The sequence below is a fragment of the Paracoccus sp. 228 genome (genome assembly GCF_000967825.1).
Classification (GTDB): domain Bacteria; phylum Pseudomonadota; class Alphaproteobacteria; order Rhodobacterales; family Rhodobacteraceae; genus Paracoccus; species Paracoccus marcusii.
This window is the reverse complement of the sequence record NZ_JYGY01000003.1, coordinates 151,253-168,196: the sequence shown is the minus strand read 5'-3', so window position 1 is coordinate 168,196 and position 16,944 is coordinate 151,253. Positions and strand designations below refer to the sequence as shown.

At 66.1% G+C, this 16,944-nt stretch carries 14 protein-coding genes, 1 pseudogene and 1 riboswitch; of the genes and pseudogenes, 9 read left to right on the top strand and 6 right to left on the bottom strand.

All coding sequences use genetic code 11. The annotated features are described in order from the left end of the window. Positions 1 to 292: 292 nt before the first annotated feature. Positions 293 to 475: a hypothetical protein gene (locus SY26_RS21110; protein ID WP_157020470.1), complete on the top strand. Its 183-nt coding sequence runs from the start codon at positions 293 to 295 to the stop codon at positions 473 to 475. Positions 476 to 658: 183 nt separating this feature from the next. Here the strand turns inward: SY26_RS21110 and SY26_RS10455 are convergent, their stop codons facing one another. After that, complete coding sequence (locus tag SY26_RS10455) at positions 659 to 1,879, bottom strand: MFS transporter (RefSeq protein ID WP_232303318.1); 1,221 nt, start codon at positions 1,877 to 1,879, stop codon at positions 659 to 661. 47 nt (positions 1,880 to 1,926) lie between these two features. Between SY26_RS10455 and SY26_RS10450 the strand changes: the two genes are divergently transcribed. Together SY26_RS10450 and SY26_RS20505 are read left to right on the top strand one after the other, a co-directional pair. Further along, complete coding sequence (locus SY26_RS10450) at positions 1,927 to 2,877, top strand: LysR family transcriptional regulator (RefSeq protein ID WP_064503557.1); 951 nt, start codon at positions 1,927 to 1,929, stop codon at positions 2,875 to 2,877. 670 nt (positions 2,878 to 3,547) lie between these two features. Further along, positions 3,548 to 4,123, top strand: a pseudogene (locus tag SY26_RS20505) (N-methylproline demethylase); the annotation flags it as partial. Between the two features lie 262 nt (positions 4,124 to 4,385). On the opposite strand, the gene SY26_RS10440 reads toward SY26_RS20505, so the two are convergent. The 4 genes from SY26_RS10440 to SY26_RS10425 are packed head-to-tail and all read right to left on the bottom strand — an operon-like array spanning position 4,386 to position 8,010. Next, positions 4,386 to 5,144 (bottom strand): SDR family NAD(P)-dependent oxidoreductase, encoded by a 759-nt coding sequence (locus SY26_RS10440; RefSeq protein WP_046000471.1) that lies wholly within the window; start codon positions 5,142 to 5,144, stop codon positions 4,386 to 4,388. A gap of 19 nt (positions 5,145 to 5,163) precedes the next feature. Then, positions 5,164 to 6,477, bottom strand: coding sequence for a TRAP transporter large permease (locus SY26_RS10435; RefSeq protein ID WP_046000470.1), 1,314 nt, complete (start codon positions 6,475 to 6,477; stop codon positions 5,164 to 5,166). Further along, the gene (locus SY26_RS10430; RefSeq protein WP_232303317.1) at positions 6,470 to 6,955 is read right to left on the bottom strand and encodes a TRAP transporter small permease; all 486 of its coding nucleotides are present in this window, start codon (positions 6,953 to 6,955) and stop codon (positions 6,470 to 6,472) included. Before SY26_RS10430 ends, SY26_RS10435 begins: the two co-directional genes overlap by 8 nt. A 35-nt stretch (positions 6,956 to 6,990) precedes the next feature. Beyond that, positions 6,991 to 8,010, bottom strand: coding sequence for a DctP family TRAP transporter solute-binding subunit (locus SY26_RS10425; protein WP_046000469.1), 1,020 nt, complete (start codon positions 8,008 to 8,010; stop codon positions 6,991 to 6,993). 138 nt (positions 8,011 to 8,148) lie between these two features. Here SY26_RS10425 and SY26_RS10420 point away from each other — a divergent pair, with 138 nt between their 5' ends. Genes SY26_RS10420 through SY26_RS10405 form a run of 4 tightly spaced genes read left to right on the top strand, consistent with a single transcriptional unit; the run spans position 8,149 to position 12,501 of the window. Continuing rightward, entirely contained in the window at positions 8,149 to 8,961 is an 813-nt protein-coding gene (locus SY26_RS10420; protein ID WP_046000468.1) for an IclR family transcriptional regulator, read from the top strand. An 8-nt stretch (positions 8,962 to 8,969) separates the two neighbouring features. Continuing rightward, positions 8,970 to 10,139 carry an acetyl-CoA acetyltransferase gene (locus tag SY26_RS10415; protein ID WP_046000829.1) on the top strand — a complete coding sequence of 390 codons (1,170 nt, stop codon included), beginning with the start codon at positions 8,970 to 8,972 and terminating at the stop codon, positions 10,137 to 10,139. Continuing rightward, positions 10,136 to 11,716 carry an acyl-CoA synthetase gene (locus SY26_RS10410; protein WP_046000467.1) on the top strand — a complete coding sequence of 527 codons (1,581 nt, stop codon included), beginning with the start codon at positions 10,136 to 10,138 and terminating at the stop codon, positions 11,714 to 11,716. Before SY26_RS10415 ends, SY26_RS10410 begins: the two co-directional genes overlap by 4 nt. Continuing rightward, a complete protein-coding gene (locus SY26_RS10405) occupies positions 11,713 to 12,501 on the top strand; it encodes a hypothetical protein (protein ID WP_157020469.1) in 789 nt (262 codons plus the stop codon). The genes SY26_RS10410 and SY26_RS10405 overlap by 4 nt, the downstream gene beginning before the upstream one ends. Before the next feature lie 183 nt (positions 12,502 to 12,684). Here SY26_RS10405 and SY26_RS10400 read toward each other — a convergent pair whose 3' ends face one another. Next, on the bottom strand, positions 12,685 to 13,311 hold the full coding sequence (locus tag SY26_RS10400; protein ID WP_046000465.1) for a LysE family translocator: 627 nt from the start codon (positions 13,309 to 13,311) through the stop codon (positions 12,685 to 12,687). A 276-nt stretch (positions 13,312 to 13,587) separates the two neighbouring features. On the opposite strand from SY26_RS10400, the gene SY26_RS10395 reads away from it, so the two are divergent. Together SY26_RS10395 and thiC are read left to right on the top strand one after the other, a co-directional pair. Beyond that, a complete protein-coding gene (locus tag SY26_RS10395) occupies positions 13,588 to 14,220 on the top strand; it encodes a tyrosine-type recombinase/integrase (RefSeq protein WP_046000464.1) in 633 nt (210 codons plus the stop codon). A gap of 316 nt (positions 14,221 to 14,536) precedes the next feature. Beyond that, a riboswitch (TPP riboswitch) is annotated at positions 14,537 to 14,656 on the top strand. A gap of 88 nt (positions 14,657 to 14,744) precedes the next feature. Beyond that, entirely contained in the window at positions 14,745 to 16,562 is a 1,818-nt protein-coding gene (gene thiC, locus SY26_RS10390) for a phosphomethylpyrimidine synthase ThiC (protein WP_046000463.1), read from the top strand. The last annotated feature ends 382 nt before the right edge of the window (positions 16,563 to 16,944 follow it).

The following is a 16,944-nucleotide window of genomic DNA, read 5'->3' as shown; positions in this document are numbered from 1 at the left end:
GCGGCCCATCAGAGGCAGACCTTTGTGACAGGAAAGGCAGGCCCGCCTTTGCATCGGAAACAGGCCCCATTGTTTTCAAGCAATTTTTCCCACCGCTGAAGGCAGGACTATCTGACACCTGCCACCCGATTGTTGATTGCCACTGAAGTCTTCCTCAAGTGGCCACTATTCTTCCTTTGCGGCAGCAAGGCTGTCGTAAGGCTCGAAGAGTTTTCGCTCGCGCCTCCAACCGAAGTCTCTATCTAGGATAGCTGTCTGCTAATGTCGCCGCACCAATCATGGGGCCAGTAGCATGGGAAGAAACGATCAGAAGTCTGAAAACACGAACGCAGAGCACGAGCAGCCGCTGGCAACGCGCATCGCTTCCTTACAGGAAAGGGCAAGATTGCGCGGCAGCGAACAAGCGCTCACATCGGCCGAGCTGAAGGCGTTTATGGATGATCAATGGGGCGAAGGTGAGGACGAGGATCGCTAACCCAAATCGCCTATCAGATCACCCGCTTACAATTTCGGCCCAAAGCTGCCATTCAGCAGCCTTCAGGCGCTGAGGGTTAGCGCTTCCAAACCTGACACTCATGCATAGCGCAACCAGCTCGGCTGACCTCACCTAGTCCCGAAGAGCCGGACTGTCTCGTCTGACAGCCCGGCTCTCGTAGCCTCAAGCCGCAACAGTGGCTTTTGTGGGCTCTTCCAGCCGGCCGGACAGCCGAATGAGGCCAATGCTCGCTGCGACGATGAGCGCGCCGACGAAGGGTGCCGCGATGAGGCCCATATGGTCCACCACGACCCCGCCCACGGCCGCCCCCAGGGCGATGCCCAGATTGAACGCTCCGATGTTCAGGCCGGAGGCCACGTCGACCGCATCCCGGCTGACCTGCCGCGCGATCTGCACGACATAGGCCTGAAGCGGCGGAACGTTGGCGAAGGCGAAGCCGCCCCAGAGAGCCACGACCGCGGCAGCGGCGACGGGATGGGGCAGAGCCAGGCCGAAGGCGGCCAGGAGGACCGCAAGACCCGCGAAGATCACCGTCAGCGCCGGGACCGGTCCCATGCGGTCGGCCAGCCTGCCGCCCAGGATGTTGCCCACGGCGACCGAAGCCCCGTAGAGCAGGATCACCAGGCTGACCGCGCCGGCCGACAGGCCCGTGACGTCGGTCAGCATTGGCGCCAGATAGGTGAAGGCGATGAAGTTGCCGCCATAGCCCAGGGCGGTGATCAGATAGACCAGCAGCAGGCGCGGCGAAGTGAGCACGCGGGCCTGTGCCCGAAGGCCGGGCGAGGCGCTCTGCGGCAGATCGGACGGCACCAGCACGGCGCTGGCGATCAGGCCGATCACGCCGAGAAGGACGACGCCGAGGAAGGTCGCCTGCCAGCCGAAGGACTGGCCGATCCAGGTGCCCAGGGGCACGCCAGTCACGAGGGCCACTGTCAGGCCGAGGAAGACCATGGCGATGGCGGAACTCTCCCTTTCGCGCGAGACGAGGCCAGATGCGATGGTCGAGGCGATGGCGAAGAAGACCCCATGGGCAAGCCCGGTCAGGAAGCGCGCCACGATCAGGCTGCCATAGCCGGGGGCGACCGCGGCGAAGACGTTGCCCGCGATGAAGAGCGCCATCAGCGCCAGGAGCAGCGTCTTGCGCGGCAGCCGGCCGGTCAGCGCCGTCAGGACGGGCGCGCCGATCGTGACGCCGAGGGCATAGAGGCTGACCAGGAGGCCGGCCGAAGGAAGCGACACGCCGAGGCTTTCGGCGATGGTGGGAAGCAGGCCGACGATGACGAACTCGGTCGTGCCCACGGCGAATGCGCTGATTGTCAGCGCCCATAATGCCAGCGGCATGGGGATCTCCGGATGGATTGAACTCGACCGGAGAGATGCCATCTGTCAGTCTTTGCGTGAACGACCGGCATTGCAAAGGGCTTTTGCGTATGGCGCACGACCTGCCGCAGACGGCGGACCTCGCCGCCTTCATTGCGGTGATCGAGGACGGGGGGTTCGCCGAGGCGGGCAGGCGGCTCGGGGCTGCGCCCTCGACGCTCAGCCGGACGGTGACGCGGCTGGAGGCGCGGCTGAAGGTGACGCTGCTGCGTCGATCCACCCGTGGGATCGAACTGACGCCGGAGGGGCGCGACCTGCTGGAGGCGGCGCGCGAGATCGTGGGGCGGACCGAGGCGCTGTCGGATCTGGCCACGGGCGCCCGCGCCCCGCGCGGACCGCTGCGGATCAATGCGCCGGTGCCCTTCGTGCTGCATGTCATCGCCCCGCGTCTGGCGAAGTTTCACGCGCTATACCCCGAGATCGGGCTGACCGTCGACATGACCGACAGCATCGTCGATCTGATCGACGCCCATGCCGATGTCGCCATCCGCTTCGGCCCGCTGCCCGACAGCGACCTGCTGCACCGGCCCCTCGGGCGGGCGGAGTGGCGTCTGGTCGCCGCGCCGGACTATCTTGCGCGGGCGGGGCATCCAGAGCGCCCTGCGGATCTGGCGACGTTGGAGCAGGTGCGGTTCTCCTCCCCTGCGCATATCAACGTTCTCCGGTTTCACGGCATGGCGGACCCCGTCTCTCCGCGCGTCTCGGTGACGGCGGCGAATGGCGAGGCGGTTCGGCAGTTCGTCCTGGGCGGCATGGGCATCGCGCGGTTCTCGGACTTCATGATCGACGCCGACATCGCATCGGGCCGCGTGGTCGAGCTGTTTCCGGGTCAGCTGGACATCCCGCCTCTGGCCATCAGCGCGCTTTATCTGACGCGTGCCTCAGGGCTGCGGCGATTGGGTGTGTTTCTCGACTGGCTGGCCGACGTGGCGGATCCGTCTGAGCGGGATGCGGTAAGCGCAGCCGTCAGCCCATCGCCCGGGCGATCTTCGAGCGAATGAAAGATAATTCGCTAGCCGCCCAATGCTGCCGGTCGGCTTCTGGCGGGAGCTGCGGTGCAGCTTCCCCAATTCAGATGTTCGTGCTCGGCGCGGCGAGGGTTACCACAGGAAATTGCCCGGCGGCGGGCAAGGTTCTCGCGTAGGAGCGCCACTAGGTCGCGGCACAGCGAGACGCCGTTATGGACGCAGTCCTCGATCACATCGCGCCCGGCAGTCATCGAGCCTACGACGACCCCGCGCCCCGCCCGGGCATTGACCCCGTAAGTGCATGGGCCGAAGATCGGGACGGCAGCAGGAGGGCCGGCGATCTGCAACCTCTACAATATAACGGCCACGCAGGAAGCGATGATCCGCTTGGTGAAGGGGTTGACCGACCGGGCGGGCAATGTCGCCCCGGGAAGCGTCTATCCCGACCAGATGGCGCCGATCATCCGGCATGGCCAGGACAGGCGGGAACTGGTCAAGGCGCGGTGGGGCATGCCGTCACCGCCTTCAGTGCTGAAGACCGCCCGCGATCCGGGGGTGACGAATGTGCGCAACCTTTCCTGTCCGCACTTGCGCCGCTGGCTCGGGTGCGGCCATCGCTGTCTGGTGCCGGTCACCAGCTTCTCGGAGCCCCGAGGCAAGGGGCTGGGTGTGCAATGGTTCGCGCCGAGTGAGACGCAGACCGGCGGGCAACGATCTGGTCTGCTCGGCCTGGGACATCCTGTCGGGGGACGTGAAGCCCGACGTGGATGTGCTCATCATCGACGATGCCGGCGATCACGCCGCGCTTCAGGCGGCGGACCTGATCGCGGCCACGGGTGCCGCGGTCGAGATCGTGACCCCCGACCGCAGCTTCTCGCCCGAGGTGATGGCGATGAACCTCGTGCCCTACATGCGCAACCTTCAGCGGAGCGACGTGACCTTCACCGTCACCTGGCGGCTCGTGTCGGTAGAGCGCGAAGGAAACCAGCTGCGCGCCACGCTCGGCAGCGATTACGGAGACGTGACGCGGCAGCGGCTGGTCGATTAGGTTGTGGTGAACCATGGCACGCGGCCGCTGGACGATCTCTATTTCGATCTCAAGCCGCACTCGAAGAACCTGGGCGAGGTCGATTACGACGCCCTCATCGCCGGCGCCCCCTAGCCCGAGCCGCGTTGGCCGGACGCTTCGTTCCGCCTGTGGCGGGTCGGCGACGCGGTGGCTGCCCGCAACACACATGCCGCCATCTACGACGCCCTGCGGCTGGTCAAGGACCTCTGATCGCCGAGACGCACCGGATGCCAAACGACGAGCCGGGACCCATCCAAGGCTTGCGCGGACATGAAGGAGGCCATCGTCGCTGCATTCCGCCGGCCGTGCCAAAGCCAGCCAGACCGACAGTGCCGAGAGACTGAAGGGGCCCAATGCCAGCTATGGCGCAGCTCGCCTTCCCGACCGTCGATGATCGGTTCCACCACGCCCTCACGCGCCCCGGCGACGACGCGCTCAATGCCGGGGGCCGCAGCCTTGCGCTCGGCTCCCGTCAGTCCTCCGCGCGCAAGGCCGGTAGGCCGACGCCCGTCGCCTCGAAGCCGCCATCCGCCGCCAGCACCTGACCGGTGATGTAGGAGGCCTGATCGCTGCACAGAAAGGCGATGGCCTCGGCGATCTCCGCCTCTTGCCCGTAGCGGTTCAGGGGGATCGCGTCGTGATAGGCGGCGCGGATCGCGGGGCTGTGGACCGCCAGAGCCAGCTTGGTGTCGACCGGCCCCGGCGCCACGCAATTGGCGCGCACGCCGTGTTGGCCCAACTCGGCGGCCTGCTGGCGGGTCAGATGGATCACCGCCGCCTTCGAGGTGCCGTAGGCCACCCGCAACGTGCTGGCCCTAAGCCCCGAGATCGAGGCTATGTTGACGATCGCCCCCCGGCTTTGCACCAGATGCGGGATCGCGGCCTGCGAGCACAGGAACACTCCGTCCAGGTTGACCGCCATGATCCGGCGCCAAGCGGCCAGATCGGTCTCGGCCAGCGGGCGGAAATCGGCGACGCCCGCGTTGTTGACCAGCGCGTCGATGCGGCCCGACCACGCGATCGCCTGCGCAACCATCGCGGCGACCTGACCGGGGTCCGATACGTCGCAGGCAACGGCGAGGGCTCCGGGCAGCGCCGGGGCGGCGCGGTCCAGTTCCTCGCCGTCGATATCGGCCAGCATGACGCGCCAGCCGCGCGACGCCAGCAGCCGGGCGGTCGCAAGGCCGATGCCGCGTGCGGCTCCGGTGACGATGGCGGTCCGTTCGGTCATGGCAGCTCCTTTCGCAATCTCATTTCAGCACGCCGATCAGCCACAGGGACATCTGCGGCAGGGCCGCGACGACCGCCAGCCCGACCAGCGTCGCCACCAGGAAGGGTAGGGCGCCGCGCGCCACCCGCTCGATCGGCAGGCGCGAGACATTGGCGGCGACGAAGAGGTTCACCCCCACCGGCGGCGTGATCAGCCCAATGGCAAGATTGATCATCACCACGACCCCGAACCAGACTGGGTCCCAGCCCAGCTCGTGCATCACCGGCAGCACGATGGGCAGCGTGATGAACATGACCGTGATCGCGTCCATGAACATGCCCGCGACCAGCAGGATCAGCATGATGACCAACAGGATCACCCATTGATTGTCCGACAGCGCCAGAAGCCCGCTGGAATAGGTGCCGACCAGATCCTCGACCGTGATGACCCATCCGAAGAGCCCCGCATAGGCCACGATCAGCATCACCGTCGCCGAGGAGGCCGCCGCATCGGCCAGCGTGTCGTAGAGCGCGCGGATCGACAGGCTGCGATAGATCAGCCCGCCGACCAGCAGCGCGTAGACGGTCGCGACCAGCGCGGCCTCGGTCGGGGTGAAGACGCCCGAATAGATCCCGCCCAGGATCACGACCGGCGTCATCAGCCCCCAGAAGCTATCCTTGAAGCTGCGCCACAGGCGCGCGCCATAGGGCAGGCCGGCATGGGAATCAGGGATCAGGCGGCCGAGCGCTGGGCCTGCGCCCTTGGGGGCGATGAAGGGCAGCACGGCCAGCATCGTCAGCCCCATGAACAGCCCCGGAATGATCGCGGCCAGAAACAGCTGCGAGATCGAGACCTCGGCGATGACCCCGAACAGGACCAGCCCGATCGAAGGCGGGATGACGATCGACAGCGCCGCCCCGGCGCTGACCAGCCCCGCGGCATGGGCGCGGGTGTAGCCGTCCTCCTCCATCCCCTTTATGATCATCGGCCCGATCGCCGCGACCGAGGCCGGGCCAGACCCGCTGACCGCGCCCCAGAAGAGGCACACGACCGTGCCCACCACCCCCATGCCGCCGGGCAGCCCGCCCACCAGCACGCGAAAGAAGCGGATCATTCGCTCGGCAATGCCGGTGCTACCCATCAGTGCCCCGGCCAGGATGAAGAACGGGATCGCCAGCAGCGAATAGCGGGCCACCCCTGCCGTGATCAGATCGCCCGCCAGATCCAGTCCGAAGCCCATCCGCCACATCGCGTAAAGCGCCGACAGCCCAAGCGAGAAGGCCACCGGCACGCGCAGCGCCAGCAGCAGGAAGAACAGCACGATCATCTGCGTGCCGGGACCCAGCTCAGGCATGATCGGCCTGCGCCTGCCGGAACTCGTCGGCCGCGTGCTGGACGTAGCGCCAGGCGATCAGGAGGAAGGCGAAGGGCAGCGCCGCTTGGTAATACCAGACCGGAATCCGCAGCGCGTAGGAGGTGAGGCCGTTGCGATAGAGCACCGTCAGCGCCCCCCAGGCCAGCCAGGCCGAGGCGACCAGCAGACCGACCGAGGCGATCACCGACAGCACGACGACCGCCTGCCCCGCCCGGCGCGGCAGCATCGAAACGACTGCCGTGACCGCCAGATGCTGGCCCTGCCGCGCCGCGATGGCGGCGCCGAAGACGGTCAGCAGCAGGAACCCGTTGGTCAGCAGTTCCTCGGACGAAGCGAGCGAGTAGTTCGTGGCATAGCGCACGACCACGTTCACGAAGCCCAGAAGGGTCATGCCTAGGAACAGGATGGCGCAGATCAGCCGCTCGGCCTCGCGCGACAGGAAGGACAGCATTCGCATCTCCGGCGGGGGATGGGGGCGCTTGGCCCCCCGGTTCAGTTCGCCTGAGCGACCGCCTCGGCGATCGCGTCCTGGAACGAGGCGACCAGCTCGGGGCCGACTTGCTGGGCCCATTGGTCGAAGGCGGGCTGCGTCGCCTCGCGGAAGGCGGCGAGTTCCTCGGGCGTCGGCTCGTAGACCTCCATCCCCTTCTCGCGCAGGAAGGCAACGCCGGTCTCGGTGCCCTCGCGGGTGATCTGGCGCTGATACTCCATCGCTTCGGCGGCGACCTCGCGCAGCATGCCCTGCGTCTCGGCGTCATAGGCGTCGAACTTGGCCTTCGAGATGCCGAGGAAGATCGGATCGTAGGAATAATGCCAGGTCGTCAGATACTTCTGCACCTCGTAGACCTGCTGCGGGATGATGACGGCGCCGATCGGGTTCTCTTGCCCGTCCACGACGCCTTGCTGCAACGCGGTCAGCGTCTCGGTCCATTGCATCTGCTGGGGATTGGCGCCAAGCGCGTTCATCACGTCGATATACATCGGCCCGGCAACGCGCATGTTGAGGCCGGCCATGTCGGCGGGGCTGCGGATCGGGCGGGTGTTGTTGGTGACCTCGCGAAAGCCGTTCTCGCCCCAGGCCAGAACCTCGATCCCCTTCTCGCGCAGGATCTCGCGCAGCGCCTCGGCCGGGCCGCCCTCGGCGGTGGTGGCGTCGACCTGATCGTAATTCTCATACATGTAGGGCAGCGAGAAGACCGCCATCTCCTGCACCAAGGGCGTCACGTTGATGGCCGAGGTCATCACGAAGTCGAGCGCGCCCCGGCCCACCATGTCGGCCTGACGCATCTGGTCGCCACCGGCCAGCTGGGCGTTTGGGAAGACGCGCAGCGACATCTCGCCATCCGAGCGTTCGGCCAGCAGTTCGCCGAAGCGCTCGGCGCCCTTGTGCCAGGTGGTGCCGTCGCCGGTGTTGTGCGACAGGCGCAGCGTCTCGGCCAGCGCGGTGCCCACGCCCATCGTCGACACCAAGGCCGTGGCCAAGGCCAGCCGTCCCCATCCCATCCGTGACATCGCAATCCCTCCCTGAACGCGCCACCCTCCCGTGGCTTTCGGTTCATATCATGGAATGACACGACGCGCCGTGGCAAGAAAAAACTTGCGTAGCCGCCGTGTGTCTTGTCATTCTGGCCCAAACAAGCGGGAATCTTGATGAATCAGCCAAGAACTTCGGTTCATATTGTGGATCAGGGCGACACCGGCACGCAAAGCGTGGACCGGGCGCTGCTGCTGCTGAACCGCATCGGGGCCACTGATGGCGCCAGCCTGGCGGCGCTGGTCGCCGAGACGGGGCTGAACAAGGCCACGGTCCGCCGTCTCGCGCTGGCGCTGATCCGGGCGGGCCTGGTCGAGCAGGACGCCGCCAGCCGCTATCATCCAGGTGAGCAGCTGCAGGTTCTCGGCGCGCAGGCGGCGCGGCGCTCGGGCCTGATGGCGGCGGCTGGGGAAAGCGTGATGCGGCTGGCGCAGACCACCTGCGACGCGGCGCTTCTGTCGGTGCGGCGCGGGGCCAGCGCCCTCTGCCTGATGCGCGAGGAGGGCAATCATCCCCTCCGCAGCCACGCGTTGGTCGCGGGCCAGTCCCATCCGCTCGGCGTCGGCGCGGGCTCACTGGCGATGCTGGCCGCGCTGCCACGGGACGAGGCCGAGACGATCCTGCGCGCCACCGGCCCCGTCGTCGCCGCGCGCTATCCCGCCCTGACCCCCGAGCGGATGCGCGATCTGCTGGCGCGGACGCGCGCGGAGGGCGTCGCCCTCAACCCCGGTCTGGTGATCGAGGGCTCGTGGGGCCTCGGCATCGCGCTGCATCACCCGGACGGGCGGCTCGTCGGCGCCCTCTCGATCGCCACGATCGAGGCTCGGATGCGCCCGGACCGCCTGCCCGACCTGACCCGCCTTCTGCGCGCCGAGGCCGCACGCATCGAGGCGCGCCTCGCCCAGCCAACAAAGGACAGACTCGCATGACCGACCCGATGCCCGATCCCATGATTGTCGGCTGGAGCCATACGCGCTTCGGCAAATCCGACGCCCCCGACACCCGCGCCCTGATGGCCGAGGCGATCCCCGAGGCGCTGGATCATGCCGGCATCGCAGCGACCGATGTCGACGGCATCTTCACCGGCGTCTTTAACAACGGCTTCTCGCGTCAGGACTTTCAGGCCGCGCTGGTCGGGATGGCGGTGCCGGACCTCGCCCATGTGCCCGCCACGCGCTACGAGAACGCCTGCGCCACCGGCTCGGCCGCCCTTCACGGGGCCATGGATTTCATCGCCGCAGGCCGGGGCCGCATCGCGCTGGTCGTCGGCGCCGAGAAGATGACCGCGACCCCAACCGCCGAGGTGGGCGAGATCCTGCTAGGCGCCAGCTTCCACGCCGAGGAGGCGCAGATCGACGCCGGCTTCGCGGGCCTTTTCGGCCAGATCGCGGCCAGCTATTTCCAGCGCCACGGCGACCGCTCGGAAGAGCTGGCGATGATCGCGTCCAAGAACCATCAGAACGGGCTGCGCAACCCCTATGCGCATATGCGCAAGGACCTGGACGTCGCCTTCTGCAACACCGTCTCGGACCGCAATCCGCGCGTCGCGGGTCCACTGAGGCGCAGCGACTGCTCGCTGATCTCGGACGGGGCGGCGGTGCTGGTGCTGGCGGATGCCGAGACCGCGATGACGATGCCCCGCGCCATCGCGTTTCGCGCCCGCGTGCAGGCCAACGACCCGCTGGCCTTGTCGCGCCGCGACGTGCTGGAGATGCGCGCCGCCCGCAGCGCGTGGCGGCAGGCGCTGGACCGCGCGGGCGTGACGCTGGACGATCTGTCGCTGGTCGAAACGCATGACTGCTTCACCATCGCCGAGATGCTGGAATACGAGGCGATGGGCCTGACCGAACCCGGCCAGGGCCACCGCGCGATCCGCGAGGGCGTGACCCATCGCGATGGGCGGCTGCCGGTGAACCTGTCGGGCGGGCTGAAGTCCAAGGGCCACCCCATTGGCGCGACCGGCGTCTCGCAGCATGTCATGGCGGCGATGCAACTGACCGGCGAGGCCGGCGAGATGCAGCTGCCCGGCGCAACCATGGCCGGCGTTTTCAACATGGGGGGCGCGGCGGTGACGAACTATGTCTCGATCCTGGAGCGCGCGCGATGATCCCCGTCTCGGACCGGGTGATGAACCTTGGCCATTTCCTGACCCAGAACGCCCGCCGCCTGCCGGATGCCCCGGCCCTGATCCATGGCGAGGATGTCACCAGTTGGGCCGACATGCACGCCCGCGTGGGCGCCTTGGCCCATGCGCTGGCGAAGGATTACGGCGTCGCAAACGGCGACCGCGTTCTGGTGCAATCCGTCAACTGCCTGCAGATGCTCGAGACGATGCTGGCCTGCTGGCGCATCGGCGCGGTCTGGGTGCCCGCCAACTTCCGCCTCTCGCCCGGCGATCTGGCCTGGCTGGCGCAATCCTCGGGCGCGCGGGCCATGTTCTGCGGCGCGCAGTTTCCCGATCACGCCGCCGCTTGCGCCGCCCATGTCCCCGCGATCATCCCCATCGGCGCCTCGCCCCTAGGTCCCGATCACGACGCGTTGATCGCCCGCAATCTGGGACGGATGCCGCCCGAGGCGCCGGTCGCGCGCGACGATCCGGCCTGGTTCTTCTACACCTCGGGGACGACGGGCCATCCCAAGGCCGCCGTCCTGACCCATGGCCAGATGGCCTTCGTCGTCACCAACCACCTGTGCGATCTGATGCCCGGAACGACCGAGGCGGATGCCTCGCTCGCCCTCGCGCCGCTGTCCCACGGCGCGGGCATCCATGCGCTGACCCAGATCGCGCGCGGCGTGCCGACGATCCTGCCCACAAGCGAGCGCTTCGATGCCGCGGAGATGTGGGCCCTGATCGAGCGGCATCGCGTGACGAACATGTTCACCGTCCCCACGATCCTCAAGCTGCTTGTCGAGGATGCGGCCGCCGCCCGCCACGACCATTCCAGCCTGCGCTACGTCATCTATGCCGGCGCGCCGATGTATCGCGCCGACCAGATCCGGGCGCTGGAGGTGCTCGGCCCGGTGCTGGTCCAGTATTTCGGCCTCGGCGAGGTGACCGGCAACATCACGGTGCTGCCCCCCGCCCACCATTCGGCCGACGACGCGGCCATGCGCATCGGGACCTGCGGCCTTGCGCGCACCGGCATGCAGGTCCAGGTCCAGGACGCCGAGGGCCGCGAGCTGCCCTTCGGCGAGACGGGCGAGATCGCCGTGATCGGCCCCGCCGTCTTCGCCGGCTATCACGACAACCAGGTGGCCAACGCCAAGTCCTTCCGGGACGGCTGGTTCCTGACCGGCGATCTGGGCCATATGGACGCCAAGGGGTTCCTCTATCTGACCGGCCGGTCCTCGGACATGTTCATCTCGGGCGGATCGAACATCCACCCGCGCGAGATCGAGGAGAAGCTGCTGACCCATCCCGACCTCTCCGAGGCAATCGTCCTGGGCGCCCCCGACCCGGTCTGGGGCGAGGCGGGACTGGCCGTCTGCGTGCCCCGCGCGGGAGCGGACCCCGACCCGCAGGCGGTGCTGGACTGGCTGGCCCCGCGCCTCGCCAGCTACAAGCGGCCCAAGCGCCTGCTGATCTGGGACGCGCTGCCCAAGTCCGCCTATGGCAAGATCACCCGCAAGATGGTCCGCGACGAGTTGATCGCCCGCAACCAGTGGCCGCAGGCGACGTGGTGAGCCATCCCGGCCCTGCCGACCGCCAGCGGGTGCAGATCGCCCCCTGCCGCGCTCACCCGTTGCGCCTGCGGCTGAAGGCCGGGCTGCCGCTCGACCGCGCCATCGCCGCCGCGGCGCGCGAGGCGGGCGTGACCGGCGCCTGGCTGCAGCTGGACGATCTGCTCTGCACGGCGCTGTCCTTCGTGATCCCCGCCCCGCCCCCCGGCGACGGCCGCGTTGCCTTCTACAGCGCCACGCGTGTTCTGCGCGGCGCCCGGATCGTGACCGCGGGCCTCCATCTGGGCGAGGCCGGCGCGATCCACGCCCACGGCATCTGGACCGACGCAGCCGGCGCCGCCCATATGGGCCACCTCCGCCCCGAAGGAACGCACCTCTCCCGCCCCGCCTGGATCACCGGCTGGCGCCTCGACGGCGCCTTCTTCCGCCGCCGCTTCGACCCCGAGACGGGCTTTCCCCTCTTCACCACCCACCGCAAGGCCCGCCGCCTTTCCTCGGGACGGCCCGCCCGCCTGATCCGGCTACGCCCCCATCTCGACCTCGCGCCGACCCTCGCCGCGCTGAGCTGCGCCGGAACGCGCTTCCTCGGCCTCGGCAGCCTCGTCGGCACGCGCTTCGCGACCGGCGCGCCCCTGCCCGGCCCGGCGACCGAGATCCTGATCCTTGGCCAGGACCGCAGTCGGCTTTGGGTCGCGTCCGTGGGCGAGGACGGCACGGCGCATCAGGGTTGGCTGTCCGGCACGAACAGAACCTGCATCACCGCCGAGCTGCTGCTGATCGACGAATGACGGCAGCCCTGGACCGCTTTCGTTCGTTTCCGGAGTCGCGCGCAGGTCCAGCCTGCTCAACTGCAGTTATCTCGGCTTAGAGTGAACGCAAGATCGCTTGCTATCCAAAGGACCACAGAGGGCTCCTTACGCCGATGCCTTAGCTCTACGCTGGCAGCGGCTCTGCGGGGCAAAACCGTCGCTCTAAGGCTGAACGCGCGTGGTAAGAATCTTCATACCGGCCACTCCAAAGCCGAGTGCAAATGCGCCCTCAAAAATTCGCCTCAAGCGCAGATAAAGGCGGGTCATCGCTTTCGATGAAAAAAGCAGTGCGTAGCCGTGAAAGATCACGAAGCTCTGAGTGCTAACGGCGGCGATGATAATCAAAAGTTCTGAGGGCGCGGTGCCCGCCGGGATCCCCATTGAGTAAAGCGAACCGAAGAACAGCACAGCCTTGGGGTTGGTGATATGCAGCATAAGCCCCTTCGCGAATAGCGTGGGCGGGCTTCCGGTCATCGATTTCATCTGGACCATTTTTCGAGACAGGGCGGATCTCGCAGATTTATAAGCTAGATACATGAGATAGGCCGCTCCCCCATAGCGGATCATCTCGAACAGCCAGACATTCGCGAGCATAATGGTGCCCAATCCAAGCGCGGCGGCAACCGACCAGATCACTGACCCGGCTGTGATGCCGGATGCGATAGGCAAGCCGGAGGAGCGACCGGATGTCATGGACGTTCCTGCAATCGCCAGCGTCGCGGGACCTGGGCTGGCGCTGGCACTAAACGCAGCTAGCATGATCAAAGGTAGGTTAGCTTCCAGAACCATGATTGTCCCCGATGTTTTTCCGGCCATTTTACGACGGTATGGCACGCAGTGGAACTGGCACCCTTTGCAATTCACCGCGGCTGACCTGATCGTCCGCTACAGGCTCCTAGCGTAGATGCTGCCGCCTTTGCCGACGGGGGGCACTGAGCCCCCTTCGGTCGATATATGGCCTCTACTGGTGCCGGCTTGGGCGCAGACGCCGAGCCTGCGGGATGATATGCTTGCTTTGTCGACACTATCGAAGAAGGGCGGGCATGGCGGACAGGAGGTGTCACCATGTCCATCGATCTTCTTCCCGCCGTCAGGCCCGCACGCGTCAGTTGGAACAAGGGCCGCATCGTCGGTCAGAAGCGGCCGCTTCTTCCGCGGCACGTATGGTCGATACGGGTCCGGCTTGAAATGTTAGGTAATGCCCGCGACCTCGCGCTGTTCAACATGGCGATCGACAGCAAGCTCCGCGGGTGCGACCTCGTGGCTCTGAGGGTCCGAGACGTTTTCGCGGCAGGGCACGTTAAGGAGCGCGCCTCGATGATCCAGAGCAAGACGGGAAAACCTGTCCGGTTCGAGATTACCGATACGACCCGCCAATCCCTGGACCACTGGATCCGAAACCCCGAGATGATTGGCCTCGAATTCTTGTGGCCAAGCCGGATCCACGGAAGTGCGCACTTGTCGACACGGCAGTATGCCAGGATGGTCCGGGGCTGGGTCATGTCGCTTGGTCTGGAGCCGAGCGCTTACGGCACTCATTCGATGAGGCGCACCAAAGTCGCCCAGATCTACAAGAAAACGGGTAACCTGCGCGCTGTTCAACTGCTGCTCGGCCACACGAAGATGGACAGCACGGTGCGCTATCTCGGGGTCGATATCGAGGATGCGCTGTCGCTGTCAGAGGCGATAGACCTGTAGCCATTCTGCCGATCGGCACTATTCGTGTCGGTCGGCCCTTAGCTGCCAGACGGCCCCTGTCGGGCGCTGCCTTGCGGCATCTCCAGACCGGACATTCGCGCTCGGTGCAGCGAGGTTGACGAATTACAGGCTGCTATTACGGGACAATCCGGACATTCAGCATTGCGTTACACTGCCCTGATCAATTCGGTCGTGAAGGCTTGCAGTCGCGATGTGGCGCACACAAGGTTAGCCATTGGCAGGCTGAGGCTGCGTCTGCAAGCGCCGCAACCTTTTGGTCGGCCGTTGACATTAATCCGCGCAGCCGGCAATTTCGCGTCTCCACCAGGGGTGTTCCGACAAGGAGCTGAGATACTGCTAGGCCGCGAGGCAGCGCAGGGACCCTATGAACCTGATCCAGTTCACACTGGCGTAGGGACGGTGCGGGTGCTCTGGTGGCCGGCTTCGGTCACGCGTTGGCAGCACTCATTCCCCCTTCCAGTTCGTGCTGGGTCTCCGATGCTTTACAAAGCCAGGAGCCTGACATGACATCCCACCCCACCCTCACCGTTACCACTGGACCGCTGCCCGCTTCGATCAAGGCGTTCAGGCCGGGTGTTCTTTATCCCGACATGCGGGTGCCAATGCGCACGATCGCATTGCATCCGAGTGCAGCCGAGCCGCCGGTGACCGTCTACGACTGCTCCGGCCCTTACACTGATCCGGGGGCGGAGATTGCCATCGACCGTGGCTTGTCACGTCTTCGGGAAGGCTGGGTTGCGTCGCGCGGGGATACCGAGGCCTATGAAGGCCGCTCGGTTCAGCCTGCGGATAACGGGTTCGTTTCACCAGATCGGCTGACTCCGGTGTTCCCGGCGCCGCATCGACCGATGCGTGCGAAGGAGGGTAAGGCCGTCACACAGATCGCCTACGCCCGGGCGGGTATCGTGACGCCGGAGATGGAGTTTGTCGCGATCCGCGAGAACCTCGGCCGCGAGGCTATCCGAGAGAAGATGGCCCGTGACGGCGAGATGTATGGTGCCTCGGTGCGCGATTACGTGACCCCGGAGTTCGTCCGTGACGAAGTGGCCCGCGGCCGTGCGGTCATTCCTGCCAACATTAATCACTCGGAACTGGAGCCGATGATCATCGGCCGGAACTTTCTCGTAAAGATCAATGCCAACATCGGCAACTCGGCCGTCACCTCCTCGATGGCGGAAGAGGTGGAGAAGATGGTCTGGGCCATCCGCTGGGGGGCCGACACCGTGATGGACCTCTCGACGGGCCGTAACATCCACAATATTCGCGAATGGATCGTCCGCAACGCGCCAGTTCCGATCGGAACCGTGCCGATCTATCAGGCTCTTGAAAAGGTCAGCGGCGTGGTTGAGGACCTGACATGGGAAATCTTTCGCGACACTCTGATCGAGCAGTCCGAGCAAGGAGTGGACTACTTCACCATCCATGCGGGGGTGCTGCTTCGGCACATTCCGCTGACGGTGAACCGCGTGACGGGGATCGTCAGTCGTGGCGGCTCAATCATGGCCAAATGGTGCCTACACCATCACCGCGAGAGCTTTCTTTACGAGCACTTCGAGGAAATCTGCGAGATTGCGCGGGCGTATGACGTAACGTTTAGCCTCGGGGACGGGCTGCGGCCAGGCTGCATCGCCGATGCCAACGATGCGGCGCAATTCGCGGAGCTGGAGACGCTGGGCGAGTTGACCCAGATCGCCTGGAAGCACGATTGCCAAGTCATGATCGAAGGCCCGGGCCACGTGCCCATGCATAAGATCAAGGAGAACATGGACAAGCAACTGGAGGTGTGCGGCGAAGCGCCTTTCTATACGCTTGGGCCGCTGACAACCGACATCGCGCCGGGTTACGATCACATCACCTCCGGCATTGGGGCCGCTATGATCGGCTGGTTCGGCACCGCGATGCTTTGCTACGTGACCCCAAAGGAACATCTGGGTCTGCCGGACCGTGACGACGTGAAAACCGGGGTCATCACCTACAAAATCGCGGCCCACGCCGCCGACCTTGCCAAAGGGCATCCCGCGGCGAAGATCCGCGACGACGCGTTGTCACGGGCCCGCTTTGAGTTCCGGTGGGAGGACCAGTTCAACCTTTCCTTGGACCCGGATACCGCACGGTCTTTCCATGACCAGACCCTGCCGAAGGAGGCGCACAAAGTCGCGCATTTCTGTTCGATGTGTGGGCCGAAGTTCTGCTCCATGAAGATCAGCCACGACATCCGAGAGGAGGCGCGGGCGCAGGCAGGGATGGTCGAGATGGCGAAACGGTATCGCGACGGAGGCGATCTTTACATTCCCGTGGAAGAGGATGCCGTGGGTTCATAGGTGCGAACGGATTGAGGCGCCGGCTTTCAGGGCGGCGCCTTGCCAATGGAGCGCATGTCTCGAACGGTCGAGCTATGCGCTAATACGATTGATTGATAAACGTCAGCTTTGGCTCCCTAAGTCGATCAACCGCTCACGGCGACGGCACGGAGGCGCGGCAGGCTCCGACCCGCGTCCTCCGCCCTTACCAGCCGCTCGAAGCAAGATTGATGCTGCCTTGCGGCTTTCTAAACCGGACGTTCATGTCTTGGCGCAGCGAAACCAAGATAGCACGGTCTGCTGTGCGGGACATCCTGGACGTTGACGCAGAAAGTAGTCAGACCGAAGCCAGAATTTCAACGTGAGCCAATACGGCATAGCGATACCGGCAGAGCTGTCCCCG